The sequence below is a fragment of the Burkholderia sp. MSMB1589WGS genome (assembly GCF_001636105.1).
GTDB lineage: Bacteria > Pseudomonadota > Gammaproteobacteria > Burkholderiales > Burkholderiaceae > Burkholderia > Burkholderia humptydooensis.
Genome location: NZ_LNJT01000007.1, coordinates 50323 through 66979, shown reverse-complemented (window position 1 = coordinate 66979; position 16657 = coordinate 50323). Strand labels below are relative to the sequence as shown.

Genomic DNA, 16657 nt, shown 5'->3' with positions numbered 1-16657 from the left:
GCGCGAATCGCCGTCCGGCGCCGCGCGGCGCTTCATCGCGCATGCCCGGTTTCAGCCGGCTCGCCGGTTCGCGATTCGGGATTCGGCGCGAACCGCAGGCGCACGCGCAGCGGCTGCGGCATGTCGGGCGGCGGCTCCGCCAGCGGAGTCGCGGTGAGCAACTGCCTGAGCGTCGCGTCGGCGTCCGGATCGCCGAGCGATGCGAATTCGACACGCGTGACGGCTCCGTTCGCGTCCATCCACGCGCGCACGACGATCGACTGCATCGGTGCGCCAGCGCTCGCGTTCGCCACGCGCGCCGCCAGATACCGGTGCAGCCGGTCGGCCGCTTCGCCGTCGGCTTCGAGCCGCGCACGGAACTCGCCGCCGGCCAGCTCGCCGTACCTGATCCACGGCTGCGGCACGTCGGCCGTCTGCGCGGCGGCGGGCACGCCCGACGCGAGCACGCACGCGACGGCGAACGCCGGCAGCCATCGGAGCACGCCCCTTCCTCGCCTTCGCTTCATCACGCCTCCTGTTTCACTTTCCCGTTCGCACGACGCCGATGCGGCAGGCAGGCCGCGCCGGGCCACGCGCTCCCGCCCCGGGCGCCGGCGCTCACCCCGGCTCGATCGGAACATACAATCGCGCGCCGCCGCGTTGCACGAGCAGCGCGACCGTCCCGTGCGCGAGGTCGATCTCGCTCGCCAGCGCGCCGACGCTCGCGGCCGGCGCGCCATTCACCGACAGCAGGACATCGCCGGCCCGCAGTCCCGCGCGGGCCGCCGGGCCGCTCGCCTGTTCGACCACGAGCGCGCGGCTCATGCCGAGCCGCTGCTGCTCCTGCTCCGTCGCCGCGCGCAGCGCCAGCCCGAAACGCGCGAGACGCGCGGGCCCCGGCGCGCCGCCGCTCGACGCCGTGCCGCTGTCGAACGCGCCGACCGTCGCCGTCATGTGCGTCGCGCGCCCCGCGCGCCAGACGAGCAGATCGGCCATGCGCCCTGGGCGCATGGCCGCGATCATGCCGAGCAGGTCGGCCGATTCGGCGATCGGCCGGCCGTCGACCGCGAGCACGACGTCGCCCGCCTGCAGGCCGGCCCGCGCGGCGGGGCCGTCGGGCTCGACCGTCGTGATCAGCGCGCCGTCGGGCGTCGCAAGGCCGAACGAGCGCGCGAGCGCCTGGCTGACTTCCTGCACGGCGACGCCGAGCCGCCCCCGCGTGACCTTGCCGGTGCGCATCAACTGGTCTTTCACGTCGAGCGCGATGTCGATCGGAATCGCGAACGCAAGCCCCTGGTAGCCTCCCGTCTTCGAGAAGATCATCGAATTGATCGCGATCACGCGGCCGTTCAGGTCGAACAGCGGGCCGCCCGAATTGCCGGGGTTGATCGGCACGTCGGTCTGGATGAACGGGATCGCGCGCTCGCCGGGCAGCGATCGCGATTTCGCGCTGACGATGCCCTGCGTGACCGTGTTCGCGAAGCCATACGGCGAGCCGATCGCCATCACCCAGTCGCCGACCTCGGTGCGCGCCGGGTCGCCCGTCGCGACGACGGGCAGGTTGCGCGCGTCGATGCGGATCACGGCGACGTCGGACACGGGATCGCTGCCGATCACGCGCCCCCTGAATTGCCGCTTGTCGGTCAGCTTGACGTCCACGGCAGCCGCGTCGCCGACCACGTGCCGGTTGGTCAGGATCACGCCGTCCGCGCTGACGATGAAGCCGGAGCCGAGGCTCACTTCGTCGCGATTGCCGATCACGCGGCGCGCGAGAAACGGCGCGAGCGGATGATCGGGCGGGATGCCGGGCGGAAGCTGAATGCCCATCTGCGTCACCTCGCGCGTGACGCTGATGTTGACGACGGCCGCGCCGACCCGTCTGACGAGCGCGGAGAAATTCGGCAGCGCGACCGTCGGCGCGCCGTCGGCCCGCGCCGGCCGGTCGGCGGCGCGCGGCGCGCCGCACGCGATCGCGAGCGCCAAGCCCCCCGCGATCGCCCGGCTCGCCGCCATGCCTGCCCGTTTGCGCGATTTCATGTTGCCGCTCCTCGTCGTTGCCCGGCGGCGCGCCGCCGGCCTCGCGCGCGCCCATTGCGCGACGCCGCCCCGCGCGTCATTTCGGCGGTATGGCGACGGGCGCGGCGGGCCGCTGCGGCGTCGCCGACTTACCCCAGTTCGCGCCGAAGCGGTTGCGCTCGGCCGACAGGTTGAACGTGCCGAGCCGGTTCGACGGCTGCTTCGACAACCGCTCCGAATCCGTCTGCGACGCGCCGGCCTGCGGCTCGGCCTTCGGCTTCAACTGCGCGCCGAGACAGTCGTACGACAGCGCGCGCTTGCCGTCGACTTCCGCGTCGACGCACACCGGCTTCGGCGTCGGGCTCGGCCGCGCGGCCGAGCCGGCCGTATCCACGGCGGCCGTATCCACGGCGGCCGTATCCACGGCGGCCGTATCCACGTCGGCCGCATCCACGTCGGCACGGCCGCCCTGCGCATGGGCGCCGGCCATCAGCAACAGGCATGCGCCCACGGCGATACACTTGCGTCGCACCCTCATGCGAGCCTCCTTCGAGATTTGTTCGATCACACCGCACCGCGTCGCCCTCACACGCTTTCGCCGCCGCGCGGCGGCGGGCTCGCGAGAAAACGCGCGAACGCGGCGCGATCGCTCGGACTGACGGCCGCCGCCGGCGCGTCGGCCTGCTGCGCCCATGCATCGCGCATCCCGTCGATGCGCTGCCACGCGTGCACCTGCGCGCCCGTCGGATACGGCGTGGCGAGCGGCTCGCGATAGTCGACGCGAAAGAGCCGCGGCGCGGCGGCGCCCGCCGCCCACAAGTCGCCGATCTCGCGCACGCTCGCGTCGAACCAGAACCGCACCCAGCGCGCCGCCGGCACGAGCGCATCGGCGGCGGGCGCGTCCGGCACGCGCAGGAAGCCGGTGAGCACGAGCAGGACGGCCGCGAGATCGTCGTCGCGCAGCGCGCGGTACGACCAGAGATCCGCGACGTCCGCGCACGCGATCACCGTGACGAAGCGCTCGATCGTGAGCGCGGGCCACACGCGCCGCATCAACGCGTAATGGCGCGCCCATTGCGCGACGAAGCGCTCCCGATGGCGCGCCGAGCACTGCGCGTCGCGCGAGCCGCAGATCATCGGTTCGTCGGGCTGGTAGCGGTGGGTCGTCAGCACGCATTGCGCGGAACACCGCGCGCTCCGGTGCCGCGCGTGCCCGCTCGCGCCGGGCACGGACACCAGCGCGCCGAAGCAGAGCGGACAGTGCGTCGGCAGCTCGCCGGGCGGACGCGGCCACAGGTTGGCCTTCGGCGGGCGCACTCGCCCGATCGAGACGGCCGGGCGCGGCCGCTTCGGCATGTGCACATCGGCATGCACATCGGCATGCGCATCGGGCGGATCGATGCGCGGCGTCGGACGGGCGGTGGCCACGGGGCGCCTACCGGACGGCCGCCAGCGCCTTCTTCAGCGCTTCTTCGTTGATCGGTGCGTTCGCGGTCAGCTTCGCGAGATACGCCTGCGCGTTCTGCTGCGTGCGCTGCGCGCGCAGCATCGCGCGCACCTGCTCCTTCACGTCGGCCAGCGGGCGCGGCGCGGCGGCGCGCGCGTCGATCAGCTTCACCACGTGAAAGCCGGCCGGCGTCCGGATCGGCGCGGAGACCTGGCCCGGCTTCAGCGCGCCGGCCGCCTGCCGCACTTCCGGCAGCATCAGCGGCTCGGGCACGAAGCCGAGATCGCCGCCGTTCGCCGCGCTCGCGTGGTCCTGCGAGTTCGCCTTCGCGAGCGCGGCGAAATCGCCGTTGCGCGCGAGGCTCGCGAGATCGGCCGCCTGCCTGCGCGCCTTGTCGAGCGTCGCGGCCTCCGCGTTCGGCGGCACGGCGATGTAGATCTGCGCGACGTGCAGCGCGCGCGGCGCCATGAACGCCGGGAGATTCCGGTCATACGCGGCCTGGATCTCGGCGTCCGACGGATAGTCGGCCGGCGGCGCGTTCATCGACGCGAGATAGCTGCGCACGACGATGTCGCGCCGCGCCTGCTCGATCGCCGACTGCACCTGCGCCTCCTTGTCCCAGCCCTTCGATTTCGCTTCGGCGAGCACGGCCTTCTGCGCGAGCGCCGAGCGCACGACCTGGTCCAGCGCCGCGGGGTCGGCCGCGAGCCGTTCACGGACTTCGGGGTTCACCGTCTTCAGCAGCGTCGCGAGATCCGCCTGCGTGACCGACGCCTGCGCGGCGTTCGCGATCACGTCGTCCCGCGCGTGCGCGGCGAGCGGCGCACCCAGCAAGAGTCCGCTCACCGCGATCGCCCTTATCTTCATCTTCGTCATCATGCCTTGACCGCCCTCTCTTGAGACTGCCCTCCCGAATCGCGTGCATCGCGCCCGGGCGACGCACGCATCGGCATCGTTACGTTCATTGCATCCGGCGCCACGCGCAGTCCGCAGTGCAGCGCCGATCCGGCTCGCGGCGGTCACGGCTGCGCGGCGCGCTCGTGCGCGGCTTGGACCGCCTGCTCGCCGGGCGCCGCGCGCGCCGCCGCTTCCTGCTCGGTCATCGCGGGCCGGTTGCGCAGATGCAGCAGGAATTCCTGGATCAGGCGATCCCACAGCTCGATCGTCGAGCGCACGTGGCGCTCGCACACGCCGCCCGCGACGATGACGTCCATCTCCAGCGCGAGCAGCGGCCCGTGGTTCGCGAGGCGCGCGAAGCGCTTCGTGCGGTTCCAGTTCGCGACGAGCTCGGCCGGCAATTCGCCCTGCACCTGCAGCAGGCACGCGAGCGTGTAGTCGACGTAGAGCGCGGCGGCGGGGCCCTCGCCCGCATCGGCGGGCCGCGGCCCGAGCCCGGCGGCGGGATTGCCGAAGCGCACCGAGAAGCCGATCCCCTGGCTCGCGCTCATCAGTTGCACCGCGCCGTTCTGCTCGGCCGCCGTCACGCGATAGCCGGCGCGGCGCAGTATGTCGGCCAGTCGATCGGCGCTGATCGCCGCGATCGGCTCGTCGTCTTGCGCCGGGCGTGCGCCGCCGGCGTTCGAAAGGCTGTCCTGCATGTGCGTTCTTCCTGTGTTCAACGAATGAATGGAGCCGGCCGAGCGATGCGCTTGTCCCGCGCCGCAGGGCCGCAGGGCCGCCGCGCGCTCATGGCGCGCCGGCCGCGACGCCCCCCGACGCGGCCGGCGTCGGCACCGGCGGAACGCGCGGCCCGGTCGTACTTGCCCGCGTACAGCGCATCGCCGTAGCGTTGCGCGAGCTCGTCGTACTTCACGCGCGCCGACTGCGCGAACGGCTGCCGCGACGCGACGATCGCGCCGAAGCCGACGTGCTCGTATGCATCGAGGATCTCGTGGCCCACGCGATACAGCGCCGCATTGTGTGCCTCGCAGGTTGTCAGTTGCGTGTCGCGCGCGGCGACGTCGTTGCGCCATTGCGCGCGCTGCGCATCGTGGGCGCGCGCCGCGGCGAGCAGCGCCTCGTTGGACGACTTGTATTTCGCGAGCGACTGCGCATCCTGCTCGCGAAGCGCGCGCTCCTGCGCGAGCGCGCGTTTCGCGGCCGCCCCCGCGCCCGAATCGCCGCGCGCCGCGGCGAGCTGCGCCTGCGCCGTCTTCAATTGCGCGAGCGCGTCGTCGCGCTGCTTCACGGCGGCGGCCTTGTCGGCCTGCAACTGCGCCTGGCCGTCCTGCAACTGGCGCAGTTCCTGCACGGTCGAGCGCAACTGGCTGCGCAGCTTGTCCTCGATGCCTTGCGCGCGCGCGCCGCCGGCGGCGAGCAGCAGCGCGCCGGCCAGGCCGGCCGCGAGCATCGCGCGATGGGTGGTGTTCATCCTCGGCTCCGGTCAGAAACGTGCGTTGAGCTCGAGCTGCAGCACGTCGATCGATACCGGCGGGCCGTACACTTCCTTCGCGCTCAGATAGCGGGCCGACACCCACGCGTCGCGCGCCACCGCATACGCCGCGCCGATCACGTAGCCGCGCGCGTTGGTGCCGCCGAGATGGAAGTCCGAATCGTTGAACGCGTCGAGCACCGCGTCCGGTTGCAGATACTTGTACGCCACCGAGAAATTCCACTGCCCCTTCGTGCGCGGCTCGGGTTCGCCGATCGTCGCCTTCGCGAGGAAGCCGTTCGGGCCGCTCCGATAATCGGCGCGCGTCGCGTTCACGGACGTCGATTCGTAGTTGTTGACGGGCAGTGACGCCGCGGCGAACGCCTTGTTCTCGTTGTACGCGAGGTTGCGCACGTATTCGCCGTCGAGGCGCAGCTTGAAGCGATCGGCGACGACCGTATCCCACTGCGTCTTCAGATCGAGCAGCCGGTAGTTGTACGCGAGGCCGAAGAGCTGCGGCTGCGGCGTCATCCCCGGCGCGAGGTTCGGGTTCTGCACGATGTTGCGCAGCGCGATCAGCGAGTTGCCGCCCTGCATGAACGCCGGCGCCTCGTTGTCGGTGCTGCAGTTCGTCGCGCCGAGATACAGCGCGCACGGCGACGACAGCGTGCCGCGCATGTTCTGGAAGTCGTAGTACGCCACCGCGCCCTTCAGGCGGTTTTTCGCGTCGATCTTCCAGTCCGCGCCGAACTGCGCGCCGAACATCCATTTCGTGTCGCTGCCCGCCTTGTCGGTGCTGTTCGACGGGAAGTTCTCGCTCGTGTACTGGATCGGGAACACGCCGAGCGTGCCGAACAGCGTGACGTCCGGATTCCACGGCAGCGCGTGGTGCAGATTCGCCGCGAGGCCGTCCATCATCAGATCGTCGGAGAACACCAGGTCCGACTTGAAGAACGGGTTGTCGAAGCGGCCGGCCGTGAGGTTCAGCCAGGCCGCCGGCCGGTACGAGAAGTACGCCTTGTTCAGCCAGATGTTCTTCTTCGCGAAGCCGCCGCCCGCGGTGGCCGTCGTCGACACCGGCCCGTTGTCGTTGCCGCTCGCGATCTGCACGCCCGCCGTCAGCTCGTCGGACAGCGTCGCCGTCACGCCGAGCCGCGCGCGGTAGCGCAGCAGGTTGTTGCGGTTCTGCGTGGTGTTTTGCGTCGGCAATTGCGTCGTGTTGGTGTTCGGGTTGATGTCGAACCCGCCGCCCTGGTTGATCGCCGCGAAGTTCGTCACGTTGTTCGCGTTGCGGCTGCCGTAGAAGTGGTATTCGTCGCGCACGCGCAGATCGCCGTCGAGCCTGATCCGCGACACCCAGTCCGGGAACGTGTTCGGCTGCGCCCAGTTCTCGGCCTTCGCCTGCGCGATCACCTCCTGCTTGACCTGGTCGCGGATCTGGTCGCGCACGACCTGCGGCACGTACGGCACCGCGACGTCGCCCGGCTGCGTCGGCGGGTTGACCACGGCGGCCCCCGCCACCACGGGCGCGCCCGACGCGCGCGCGGCCTTCGCCTGCGCGGCTTCCGCGCGCGCCTCGCCGATCAGCTCATTCGCGTTCTGCTGCGTGAGCACGCCGCGCTCGACGAGCAGGTTGATCAGGTTGACCACCACGCTCTCCGTCGGCGCGGCCTTGCCCGATGCCGCCTGCGTCTCGAGCGATTGCCCGTGCGCGGCGGACGCGCACGTCAGCCCGAGCGTCAGCACCGCCGCGCCGATGCGCGACAGGCGCGCGGATAGCGCGCCGCTGCGGGGCCCGTCACCCCGTCCGTTCATCTTCCGAATCATCAAAGCACTCCGAACAATTGCCGTTTCTTTTTCCGGCAGCATCCGTGCGACGGACCTGCCCCATGATTCATTCGCCGCTCGCATTCGCGCGCGCCGTCATGCCGGCTTGCGCCCCTGCAACCTGACGAGCACCGGATAGGCGGTCGCGGGCGGCGGCGCCTCGTCGACCCGGCCGAGCGACTCGACCGCCGCGACGACGGCCGCGTCGATCTTCGCGTCGCCGGTCGACTGCGCGATCGTCACCTTCGTGATCCGGCCCGACGGGTCCATCCACAGGTTCAGGCTGCCCGAGAAGCGCGCGCCGCCCGCCTCCTGCACGCCCTTGTCCTGCTCGATCGCGCGTTGCAGCACGTACACCATGTACTGCGCGTAGCTCGAATTGCCGAACTTGCCGCCTCCGCCGCTGCCGACCATGCCCGATCCGTCGCCCGCGCCGATGTTGAAGCTGTCGGTTCCGGCCTGCGCGGGCGCGTTCATCGTCATCTGCCGGGGCTGGTTGTCCGACGGCTTCGGCGCCTCCGACGGCTTCGGCGCGATCGTCGGCTTGTCGACGGGCGTCCTGGCCTCCTCCTTCATCTTCTCGGGCGGCGGCTTCTGTTTCGGCGGCGGCGGCGGCGGCAGCGGGATCACGGTCGTCACCTGCGGCGCGCTCGCGCGCTTCACGCCCGTGGTGTCGCCCGCGAAACGCCAGATCAGCGCGGCGAGCCCCGCGAGGACGAGCGCGAGCGCGACGGGCTTCACGAAGCGGCCCGGCCCCTTGTCGCGCGGGCCGCCGTTGTAGGTCATTTCCATCGCGCGTCCCTAGCCGCCCTGCTTCGCCTTGCCGGTCACGAGACCGACCTGCGACAGATCGAGGCGCCGCAGCAGATCGAGCACGTCCATGACCTTCTGGTACTGCACGGCGGCGTCGCCCTTCAGCACGATCGGGAATTCGGGGCTGGCCGCCTTCTCGGTGCGCAGGCGCGCTTCGAGCTCGTCCATCGTCACCGGGTATGCGTCGAGAAAGATCTGCCCCGAGTCCGCGACCGTGATCGCCTTCGTCTTCGGCTTCGCGAGGCTCGCGGACGAGCTCGCCTTCGGCAGATCGACCTTGATCCCCTGCACCGACGCGGTCGTCATGATGATGAAAATCACGAGCAGCACGTATGCCAGATCGAGCATCGGCGTGATGTTGATGTCGTCGTATGGCTTCTCGTCGTCCTGTACTTGCATCGCGCGTTCCCCCGTTCAATCCGCCGCCAGCGCGTGGTCCGGATTGCGATGCGCCTCCGCGAGGCGCGTGACGAACTCGTCGACGAACACCTGCATGTTCGCGGTCACGTTCTTGTTGCGGATCAGCAGATAGTTGTAGCCGAAGAGCGCCGGGATCGCGACGAACAGGCCCGTCACCGTCGCGAGCAGCGCGGCCGCGATGCCCGGCGCGATCGCGTTCACGTTCACGTCGCCCGCCGCCGCGATCGCGGCGAACGTGATCATCACGCCGACCACGGTGCCGAGCAGGCCAAGGAACGGGCCGCCCGAGATCGCGATCGTCAGCAGCACCATCGATTTCGACAGCCGCTGGTTCTCGCGCACGAGCGTCGCGTCCATCGACGCGCGGATCGCCTCGATCGATTCCGTCGTGATCACCGTGCGGCCGTTGTCGTCGACGCGGCTGTGGATCTCGTCGACGCCCGCGCGATACAGGCGATACAGCGACGATTGCGCGAGCCGGCGCCCTTCGTCCGAGCGCGCGTCGACGTGCGCGAGACCGACGAGATGCCGGCCCGCGACCTCTCGAAAGCGCTGGACGAAGTAGCCGTTCGCGCGATCGACGGCGCCGACGTAGCGCGCCTTCGTCCACATCACGAACCACGAGATGGCCGCCATCGCGAGCAGGACCGCGATCACAACCCATGCGTCGACCGTCACCGACTGGACGATCACGCCGAAATAGCCGAAGCCGAAGCCGGACTGCTTCTCGTCGGCGCCGTACGCGAGAAGCTTCGATTCGGAGCCTTGCGCCAGCGCGTCGACCGCGATGGCCTGCGGCGAGCGCGCGAGCCTCGACAGCCGGAGCTCGTCGAGCGCCCCCGCGTACCCGGCGAAGCCGGCCGGCGCGCCGGCCACGTCCGCGCCGATCGCGGCCGCGCCCGACAGCGCGGGCAGCGCCGCCGCCGCTTGCGCCACCTGCTTGCCGTTCACGTAGACGGTAAGGTTCCTGCCGTCGGCCGTCACCGCGAGATGCGTCCACTGATTCGCGCCGACGGGCGGCGCGGCCGGCGTGCGCGCCGGCGCGGCGCCGCCGTCGATCTGCGCGAACGGTACGCCGTTGTCGAGACCGATCAGCAGCGCGTTCGCGCCGTCGCGGCGGCTGTAGAGCAGCGCGTTGGGCGCGAGCGCCGACGGCTTCACCCATGCGCTGAACGTGAAGCCCGCGCCCGCGGCGACGTTCAGCGACGGGCTCGCCGGCAGCGTCAGCGAACCGTTGCCGTCGAACCGCGCGCCCTTGCCGACGATGCCGTCCTCGATCGTGCTGAACGACGCGTTCTGCGCGTTGTTGCCGTAGGCCGTCGCGTCCTTCGGCGGCGCGCCCGCCGCGCCGTTGAAGTGATAGACGAGCGTGTAGTCGGCGTCGAACGTCTCGGCCGGCTTGCCGCCGTCCGGCGCCTTCTTGTTGCCGTAGTACATCCAGATCGACTCGGCGGCGCCCGCGGGCATCTTCGGGATGTCGACCCAGATCAGCGCGACGCCGAGCACCGGATCGTACTGTTCGATGTGGAAGTTCAGCGGCGTCTTGTCGTCCGATCCGACGAAGCGGATGTCGGCGCCGTTGTCGGCCAGCCCGTCGAACTGGAAATTGCCCGAATGCAGACGGATCAGCAGCGGCACGCGGCCGGCCGACTCCGTGAGGTTCGCGCCCTTGGCGCTCGCGTCGATCGTGATCGACTTGCGGTACGACCAGTCGCTCTGCCACCATGCGCTCGCGACGCCGGGCAGCGCGCCGAGCATCACCGCCAACAGGAAAAACAAGACTCGCTTCACGATCCACTCCCCGAATGTGCGGGCGTTGCGCACGTCGCGCCGCCCCGGCACGAAAAGAAAATCCGTCAGAACCCCAGCCGAACGTAGAAATCGAACCGCGGGCTGTAGCGCCGCGTATAGACCCCCGCCTTCAGCGGCCATCCCGCCTCGAAATCCGCGCTCGCGTACTTGAGCAACTGCAGCCGCGTGCCGACGCCGACGCTCAGCAGATTGAAGCGCGACGTCTGTTCCGCCTGCGGGCTCAGCAACCACAGATGCGCCGCGTCGACGAACGCGTGGAAGCGCCACTCGTTCACGCGGCTGCCGACCGCGCCGCCCAGCCATTTCGTGAGCGATGGGCTGCGCAGCTCGAGCGAGCCGATCACGCCGCTATCGGCCGTGTCCTCCGCCTGCATGTAGCCGCGCACGCTGTTCATCCCGCCCGCTGCGAACTGCTCGCTCGACACGAGCGGCGAGCTCGAGAGCTGCGCGCTCACGTGCGCATTGGCCTGCATGTCGTTCGCGAAGCGCTGCGTGTGATTGAGGTCGAACTTGCCGTAGACGAAATCCGGCGTCGCGTTGTAGCGCTTGTTGTCCCATGCGCCCCAGTCGCTGCCGATGCCGCGGATGTTCGTCGTGAGCGATGCCAGGAACGACGTCTGCGACTGCTTCAGGCTCAACTGGCCGTTGTAGGAGAACGTCACGGGCACGTAGGTCAGCGGCGCCGTCGACGTCTGGCGGCCGAACATCACGTTTTCGTCGTAATGCTTGCGGTCGATCTCGATGCTGACGGACTGCGCGTAGGTATCCGTCGCCGGCAGCGCGTAGATCGCGGTGAAGCCGTATGTCGTGCCCTTGCCGAGCACGTTCATGCCGCCGACCGACGCCACGTTGCTGTCCGAGTGGACGACGGTCGCGAGGAAGCTCCAGCGCGAATCCCGGATCGGCGCGAGGTACGAAAACGCGTAGACGCGCGCGTCGTTCGGGTGCTGCGGCGCGATCACATAGGTGGCCGACATCACGTGGCCGAGCTGCCACAGGTTCGAGTAGCTGAGGTTCGCGCTCGTGCGCAGCGTGGACGTGCCGGGGCTGTTGTCGTTGTTCAGCTCGAGCGTGCCGTGCAGCGGGCGGTGATCGTCGACCTTCAGGTCGACGTCGACGGTCTGCGGCATCGTCCCCGGCTTGAGCACGGGAATCACCTGCCGGTCGGCCGAGCGATTGAGCTCGGTGAGCTGCTGCTGCGCCTGGCTGAAGTCGGGCACCGCGCCTTCGGCGAGCGCGGGCACCGCGTCACGGATGTGCTGCGGCGAGTGGTACTTCGCGCCGTCGACGCGCAACCGGCCGACCTTCGTCTCGACCACCTGCAGCAGGATCACGCCGTTTTTCACCTGCTGCTGCGGCAATTCGACGACGACCGATTGATAGCCGCGATCCTGATAGACCTTCTGCAGCGCGTCGCGAGCCGCGTTCACGTCGGCGAGCGTTCTGCCCGGCCCTTCGAACGGATAGACGGCCTTCTCGATCTCGATCGCCTGCAACATCGTGTTGCCGCGCACGATGAATGCGTTGACGTCGAACGTCTGCGGCGCCGTCGAGGCCGCGTTCGCGGCCGGCGCGGCGGCAGCCTCCAGCGCGCGGGCGACGGGCGCGACGCTCAGCCCCCCGGCCAGCACGACGCTGGTCAGGCGTCGGCGCATCAACCGCCTTGGCTCGCGTGACTTACGGTCTACTCTCGGCGGCATGCGCCATTCCCCTTTTTGTTCCGGATCGCAACGGCGCGAACGGCGTCACCCGCTCGCCCGCTATCAAATACGTGTTTCATTTCGATGACTCTTACTTCGCCATCCTGATCATGTCCCGCGCACCCCGAGCGCCGACGAACAGCGCCGGTTGGCATCGACGGCGAGATGCGCTCCGGCGCGACAAGCGGCGTCTCACCGGAAAGGACGAAACGAAAGCGAAAAACCCGCAGCGGCCGATGCGCGTCGTCACGATCGACAGCCTGCCGACGCCTCGGCGCGCGAGCGTCGATCGCGAGCGGCACCGCGCGCGACACGCTCGATGCAACGCTCATCTACCTAGACGGAACGAAGCGCGCATTGCCGCAACCTTTTTGCGTGCGACGGCCGACTCGACGCCGCAGGCGTGCGAGCGGCGCGCATGTCGCCCCTCGGCTGCGCCCATGAAACGGCGCGGCCGATCGAGCACGACCCGCAATGCGCGCGCAGCGGATACCCCGCGTCGTTGGCGAGGACGTTGCGCATGACTGTGCTGAGCCCCGTTTCGTGTGCATATCGTCTGCCCGGCCGGCACGGATCGTCGGCGGCGCGCGCGATCGCGACGCACCCGCGGGCAGCCCGACAATCGTCGGGTTTGTACCGGGAACTTTTTGTGACATTCTCCTGAAGATTCGCACGAGTCCGCGCGCCGGCCACGCGCCCGATCCATGCCGCCGCGGCACCGCGCCCGCCGAAATCCTGCGGCTTGCGGCCGCCCGATCCGTCCTAGCTATTGAGAAAGCCCGCCAAGAGAAAGCACGTCAACGACTCGGACGAACTCATGTCATTCGCCGCGATGCTCGCACGGTGGCTCGCCGTGCGCCTGTCCCGCACCACCGCAATGCCGGGCCGGCTGCGCCCGACCGCGGCCGGCCATGCCGCCGCGCGCCGCCCGCTGCGCTGGCGCGCACCGTGGCTCGCGTGGCAACTGCTGTCATGGATCGCGCTCACGCTGCTCGCGCCGCCGATCTGGACGATCGGCACGCTGCTGCTGATCAATTCGTCGAGCGACCAGCCGCTCTTCTGGATGCTCGCGATGGCGATCGTGCCTGTGGCGAACGCAGCCGCGATCGTCGCGACGAACCAGCGCCATCACCGCGCGCCGTTCACGCGGCGTTCGGCGGTCGCGCTCCATGCGTTCTGCGTCGCGATGGCGGTCGGCTGCACGCTGTTCGTGTTGCTGCTGTGGCGCTCGCACGCGATTGCCGGGCTCGTCGGCCCGCTCGCCGTCACGACGGGCGGCGCGCGCTCCGCGACGCTCGCGTGCTGGGTGACGGGGCTCGCGGCGACATTCGGCGTGGCGTCATCCGCGCATGCGAGCATCGCGCATGCGTGGCTGGCGTTCGAAGGCTGAGCGCGGCCGGCATCGGCACGGAATCGCCACATAATCGCCACGATGGGGCACGCGATGGATCGATACGAGAAGCGAGGGGCGACGCGCGCGCGACGCGAGCGCGGCATCGCGATCGTGACGGCGCTGCTCGTCGTCGCGCTGGCGGCCACGCTCGCGGCGAGCGTGCTGTGGCGTCAGCAGGTCGCGACGCGCGACGTCGAGAACCAGCGTCTCGCGACCCAGACGATGTGGGTCGAGCGCGCCGCGGTCGAATGGGCGCGGGCGACGCTGCGCGCGCAAAGCGCGACGTCGAACGTCACCGTCGTCGGTCAGACGTGGTCCGCGCCGCTCGCCGACGTGCAGCTCGCGGACCTGCTGCCGCCCGGCACCGCGGCGCTCAACGCCGAGCTCGCGCGCGCATGGATCTCCGGCCACGTCGAGGATGCGCAGGCGCGCCTGAACCTGACGAATCTCGTGTCGCGCGTCGCGCCCGGCAAGCCGTGGCAGACCAGCGGCGAAGGCGTGCTCGCCTACCGGCGGCTGCTCGGCGAGCTGTCGCTCGATCCCGCGCTCGCCCAGCAGACGGCCGACTACATGCTGCGCTCGCTGCGCGAAACGAACGCGCCCGACGGCTGGCCGCTGCAGCTCGTGTCCGTCGACGATCTCGCGCGCATCCCCGGCTACGACGCGCACGCGATCGCGACGCTCGCGCCGTTCGTGACGATCCTGCCCGATCTGACCACGGTCAACGTCAACACCGCGCCCGAGCCCGTGCTCGTCGCCGCGATTCCGACGCTCTCGCGCAGCCAGGCGAAGCGGCTCGTCGATCGCCGCCAGACCGCGTACTTCGTCAGCACCGGCGATGTCGCCGAATATCTGACGCCCGCGCAGGGCGGCAACCCGACACTGCCGGACGGGTCGACCGTCGGTGTCGACAGCGGCTATTTCGTCGTGCATTGCCGCGTGCATTCGGCCCGGATCAACGCGCGCATCGACACGCTGATCGCGCGCTACGGCAGCGGCAACTTCAGTTGGACCGCGGTGATCTGGGTTCGCCGGCTCGCGGGCTGAACGCGGCGCGTGCCGCCGCGCGCAGGCAAGCTTCGACGCGCGAGCGCCCACCTGCCGCCAGCACGCCGCCCGCGGAAACGCCGCTAGTTCAGCGACGACTCGCTCAGCGTGACCGGACACACGCCCGGCGTCGCGTCCGCGCAGTCGAACGACAGCCTCGTGAGGCTCGTCTCGCGCACTTCGCCGAGCAGCCGGTTCCAGTCGTCGATCGACACGAGCAGCGCGATCGGCCGGTTGTACTTGGTGACCATCACGAGCGCCTCGCCCGCGTGCCGCAGCGCCTTCGACGGATTGCTGCTGAAGTCGCGCGTCGCCATCGCGATCGTGCGCAGGCTGAACACGTTCGCCACGGGATCGTCGCCGTCGTCGTGCAGCAGGCGCTCGAGCGTCGCCGTGCGCAGCAGCGCCTGCGATTTCGCGGACAGCCGGTTGTCGCGACGCTTGCGGCGCTCGCTGCGCGGATCGACGTGCACGGCGAGCAGCCGCACGATCTGGCCGAGCGTCGCCGCCGACAGCCGGTCGTAGCGCCGCCACCACTCGGGCGGCAGCGCGATCATCATCCCCGCGTAGGTCGCCGCGACGCCGTCCGCGATATGCGGCGGCAGACGCTCGATATCGCGCGCGTCCAGATCGAGCGCGCCGGCGACGGCCTTCATCATCGCGCCGAGCGCGTTGTACGCGAGCGCGGCGATGCCGCGCGCGAGCTGCGCCGCGCGCGCGGGCACGTTGCCGAACCGCGCGGCGCCGAGCACGGGCTCGATCGGCAGCGGCAGCGCGTCGCGCCAGCGCGTGCAGGACAGTTGCACGACCTCGCGCGCGTCGAACGGCGCGGCCGGCAGATCGGTCAGCACGGCGATCGTCGAGCCGGGCTCGAGCGAGTCGGAATCCGAGCCCGAATCCGAATCCGAGTGCGAGCCCGCGCCGCGCCGCCACTCGATCCGCCGGAACACGCCCGACATACCCGGCATCCCCGACACGCCGCCATCGCCCGCGATGCCGACCGCCTGCTCGTAGAGGCGTCCGTCGCCGAGCACGCCGGCTTCATGCCAGTCGCCGAGCGGCCGGCACGCGAGCGTGCGGCCGTATTCGCGCACGATGAACGCGCCGCCGCCGCGCGGCCAGCCCGACAGGATCGCATCCGTGTCGAAGCGGCCGTCGACGATCCACAGCTCGCCCGCCCGGACCGTTTCGAGCAACGCGGCGGCAAGCGCGCGCTCGTGCGCGCGGCCGCGCTCGTACGGCAACAGATCGACGATCATGCCGAGAGCCGGATCGTAGACGGGCAGCGCCCGCGCACGCTCAGCGGCGTCGCGCGCCGGATCGTCGCAGGCGCAGCCGTCGGCTCCCGGCGCGCATGCGCCGCCGTCGAGCACGCGCAGCCGCATGCCGCCGACCGCGGGCGCGCGGTCTTCGGCGCGCATCGCCGCGAGGGGCTGCAGCAGCTCGACGCTGTCCTTCACGAGCGCGCGCCCCCAGCCGGCCCGCAGCCGGCTCATGCCGTCGTGCAGCGCCGTCACGGCCGCGCCGAGCGCGGGCGATGCGCCGGCGGCGGCGCTCCCCGGCGCGCGCGTGCGTGCGGCGATCGCCGCGAACGCGTCGACCGCGAGCGCGAACAGCGTCTCGCGAATCGGCTCGCCGTTCGGTGCGTCGTCCATGTCGGCGGCGGCGTCGATCCAGTCCTCGTGCAGTGCGCATTGCAGCACGAGCCGCGCCATGATCGCCATCGGGCTCTGTTCGACGAAGCGTTCCACGATCGTGCGCATCACCTGATCACCCCGCGCTGTATGGTTGAACGCCCGCGCATGCGGCCCGGCCGTCGGCACGATCGCGCT

General features: G+C 70.6%; 15 protein-coding genes. 2 read left to right on the top strand and 13 right to left on the bottom strand.

What is annotated here, in order from left to right; translation table 11 throughout:
• Positions 1–32: 32 nt before the first annotated feature.
• From WT16_RS08320 to WT16_RS08265, 12 genes are all read right to left on the bottom strand, one after another.
• Positions 33–482, bottom strand: a complete 450-nt coding sequence (locus tag WT16_RS08320) for a YbaB/EbfC family nucleoid-associated protein (RefSeq protein WP_082874752.1) — start codon at positions 480–482, stop codon at positions 33–35.
• A gap of 115 nt (positions 483–597) precedes the next feature.
• The gene (locus WT16_RS08315) at positions 598–2016 is read right to left on the bottom strand and encodes a Do family serine endopeptidase (protein ID WP_063533100.1); all 1419 of its coding nucleotides are present in this window, start codon (positions 2014–2016) and stop codon (positions 598–600) included.
• A 76-nt stretch (positions 2017–2092) separates the two neighbouring features.
• Positions 2093–2533 (bottom strand): hypothetical protein, encoded by a 441-nt coding sequence (locus tag WT16_RS08310; protein WP_082874751.1) that lies wholly within the window; start codon positions 2531–2533, stop codon positions 2093–2095.
• A gap of 47 nt (positions 2534–2580) precedes the next feature.
• Positions 2581–3423 (bottom strand): hypothetical protein, encoded by an 843-nt coding sequence (locus WT16_RS08305; RefSeq protein ID WP_063533099.1) that lies wholly within the window; start codon positions 3421–3423, stop codon positions 2581–2583.
• 7 nt (positions 3424–3430) lie between these two features.
• Positions 3431–4321, bottom strand: a complete 891-nt coding sequence (locus WT16_RS08300) for a peptidylprolyl isomerase (protein ID WP_063533098.1) — start codon at positions 4319–4321, stop codon at positions 3431–3433.
• Between the two features lie 140 nt (positions 4322–4461).
• Complete coding sequence (locus WT16_RS08295; RefSeq protein ID WP_015600990.1) at positions 4462–5040, bottom strand: YbjN domain-containing protein; 579 nt, start codon at positions 5038–5040, stop codon at positions 4462–4464.
• Between the two features lie 17 nt (positions 5041–5057).
• Positions 5058–5813, bottom strand: a complete 756-nt coding sequence (locus tag WT16_RS08290; RefSeq protein ID WP_231892038.1) for a hypothetical protein — start codon at positions 5811–5813, stop codon at positions 5058–5060.
• A 12-nt stretch (positions 5814–5825) separates the two neighbouring features.
• A complete protein-coding gene (locus WT16_RS08285) occupies positions 5826–7640 on the bottom strand; it encodes a putative porin (RefSeq protein WP_063533097.1) in 1815 nt (604 codons plus the stop codon).
• A gap of 96 nt (positions 7641–7736) precedes the next feature.
• A complete protein-coding gene (locus WT16_RS08280) occupies positions 7737–8432 on the bottom strand; it encodes an energy transducer TonB (protein WP_059928428.1) in 696 nt (231 codons plus the stop codon).
• A 9-nt stretch (positions 8433–8441) separates the two neighbouring features.
• Entirely contained in the window at positions 8442–8852 is a 411-nt protein-coding gene (locus WT16_RS08275; protein ID WP_063533096.1) for a biopolymer transporter ExbD, read from the bottom strand.
• A gap of 15 nt (positions 8853–8867) precedes the next feature.
• Positions 8868–10664: a MotA/TolQ/ExbB proton channel family protein gene (locus WT16_RS08270; protein ID WP_015600080.1), complete on the bottom strand. Its 1797-nt coding sequence runs from the start codon at positions 10662–10664 to the stop codon at positions 8868–8870.
• A 65-nt stretch (positions 10665–10729) separates the two neighbouring features.
• A complete protein-coding gene (locus WT16_RS08265; RefSeq protein ID WP_015601009.1) occupies positions 10730–12340 on the bottom strand; it encodes a ShlB/FhaC/HecB family hemolysin secretion/activation protein in 1611 nt (536 codons plus the stop codon).
• Between the two features lie 862 nt (positions 12341–13202).
• Here WT16_RS08265 and WT16_RS08260 point away from each other — a divergent pair.
• Both WT16_RS08260 and gspK read left to right on the top strand, forming a co-directional pair.
• Entirely contained in the window at positions 13203–13775 is a 573-nt protein-coding gene (locus tag WT16_RS08260; protein WP_063533810.1) for a hypothetical protein, read from the top strand.
• 54 nt (positions 13776–13829) lie between these two features.
• Positions 13830–14825, top strand: coding sequence for a type II secretion system minor pseudopilin GspK (gspK, locus tag WT16_RS08255; protein WP_015600766.1), 996 nt, complete (start codon positions 13830–13832; stop codon positions 14823–14825).
• An 83-nt stretch (positions 14826–14908) separates the two neighbouring features.
• Here the strand turns inward: gspK and WT16_RS08250 are convergent, their stop codons facing one another.
• Positions 14909–16588: a type II toxin-antitoxin system Phd/YefM family antitoxin gene (locus tag WT16_RS08250; protein WP_197486461.1), complete on the bottom strand. Its 1680-nt coding sequence runs from the start codon at positions 16586–16588 to the stop codon at positions 14909–14911.
• Positions 16589–16657 lie beyond the last annotated feature (69 nt).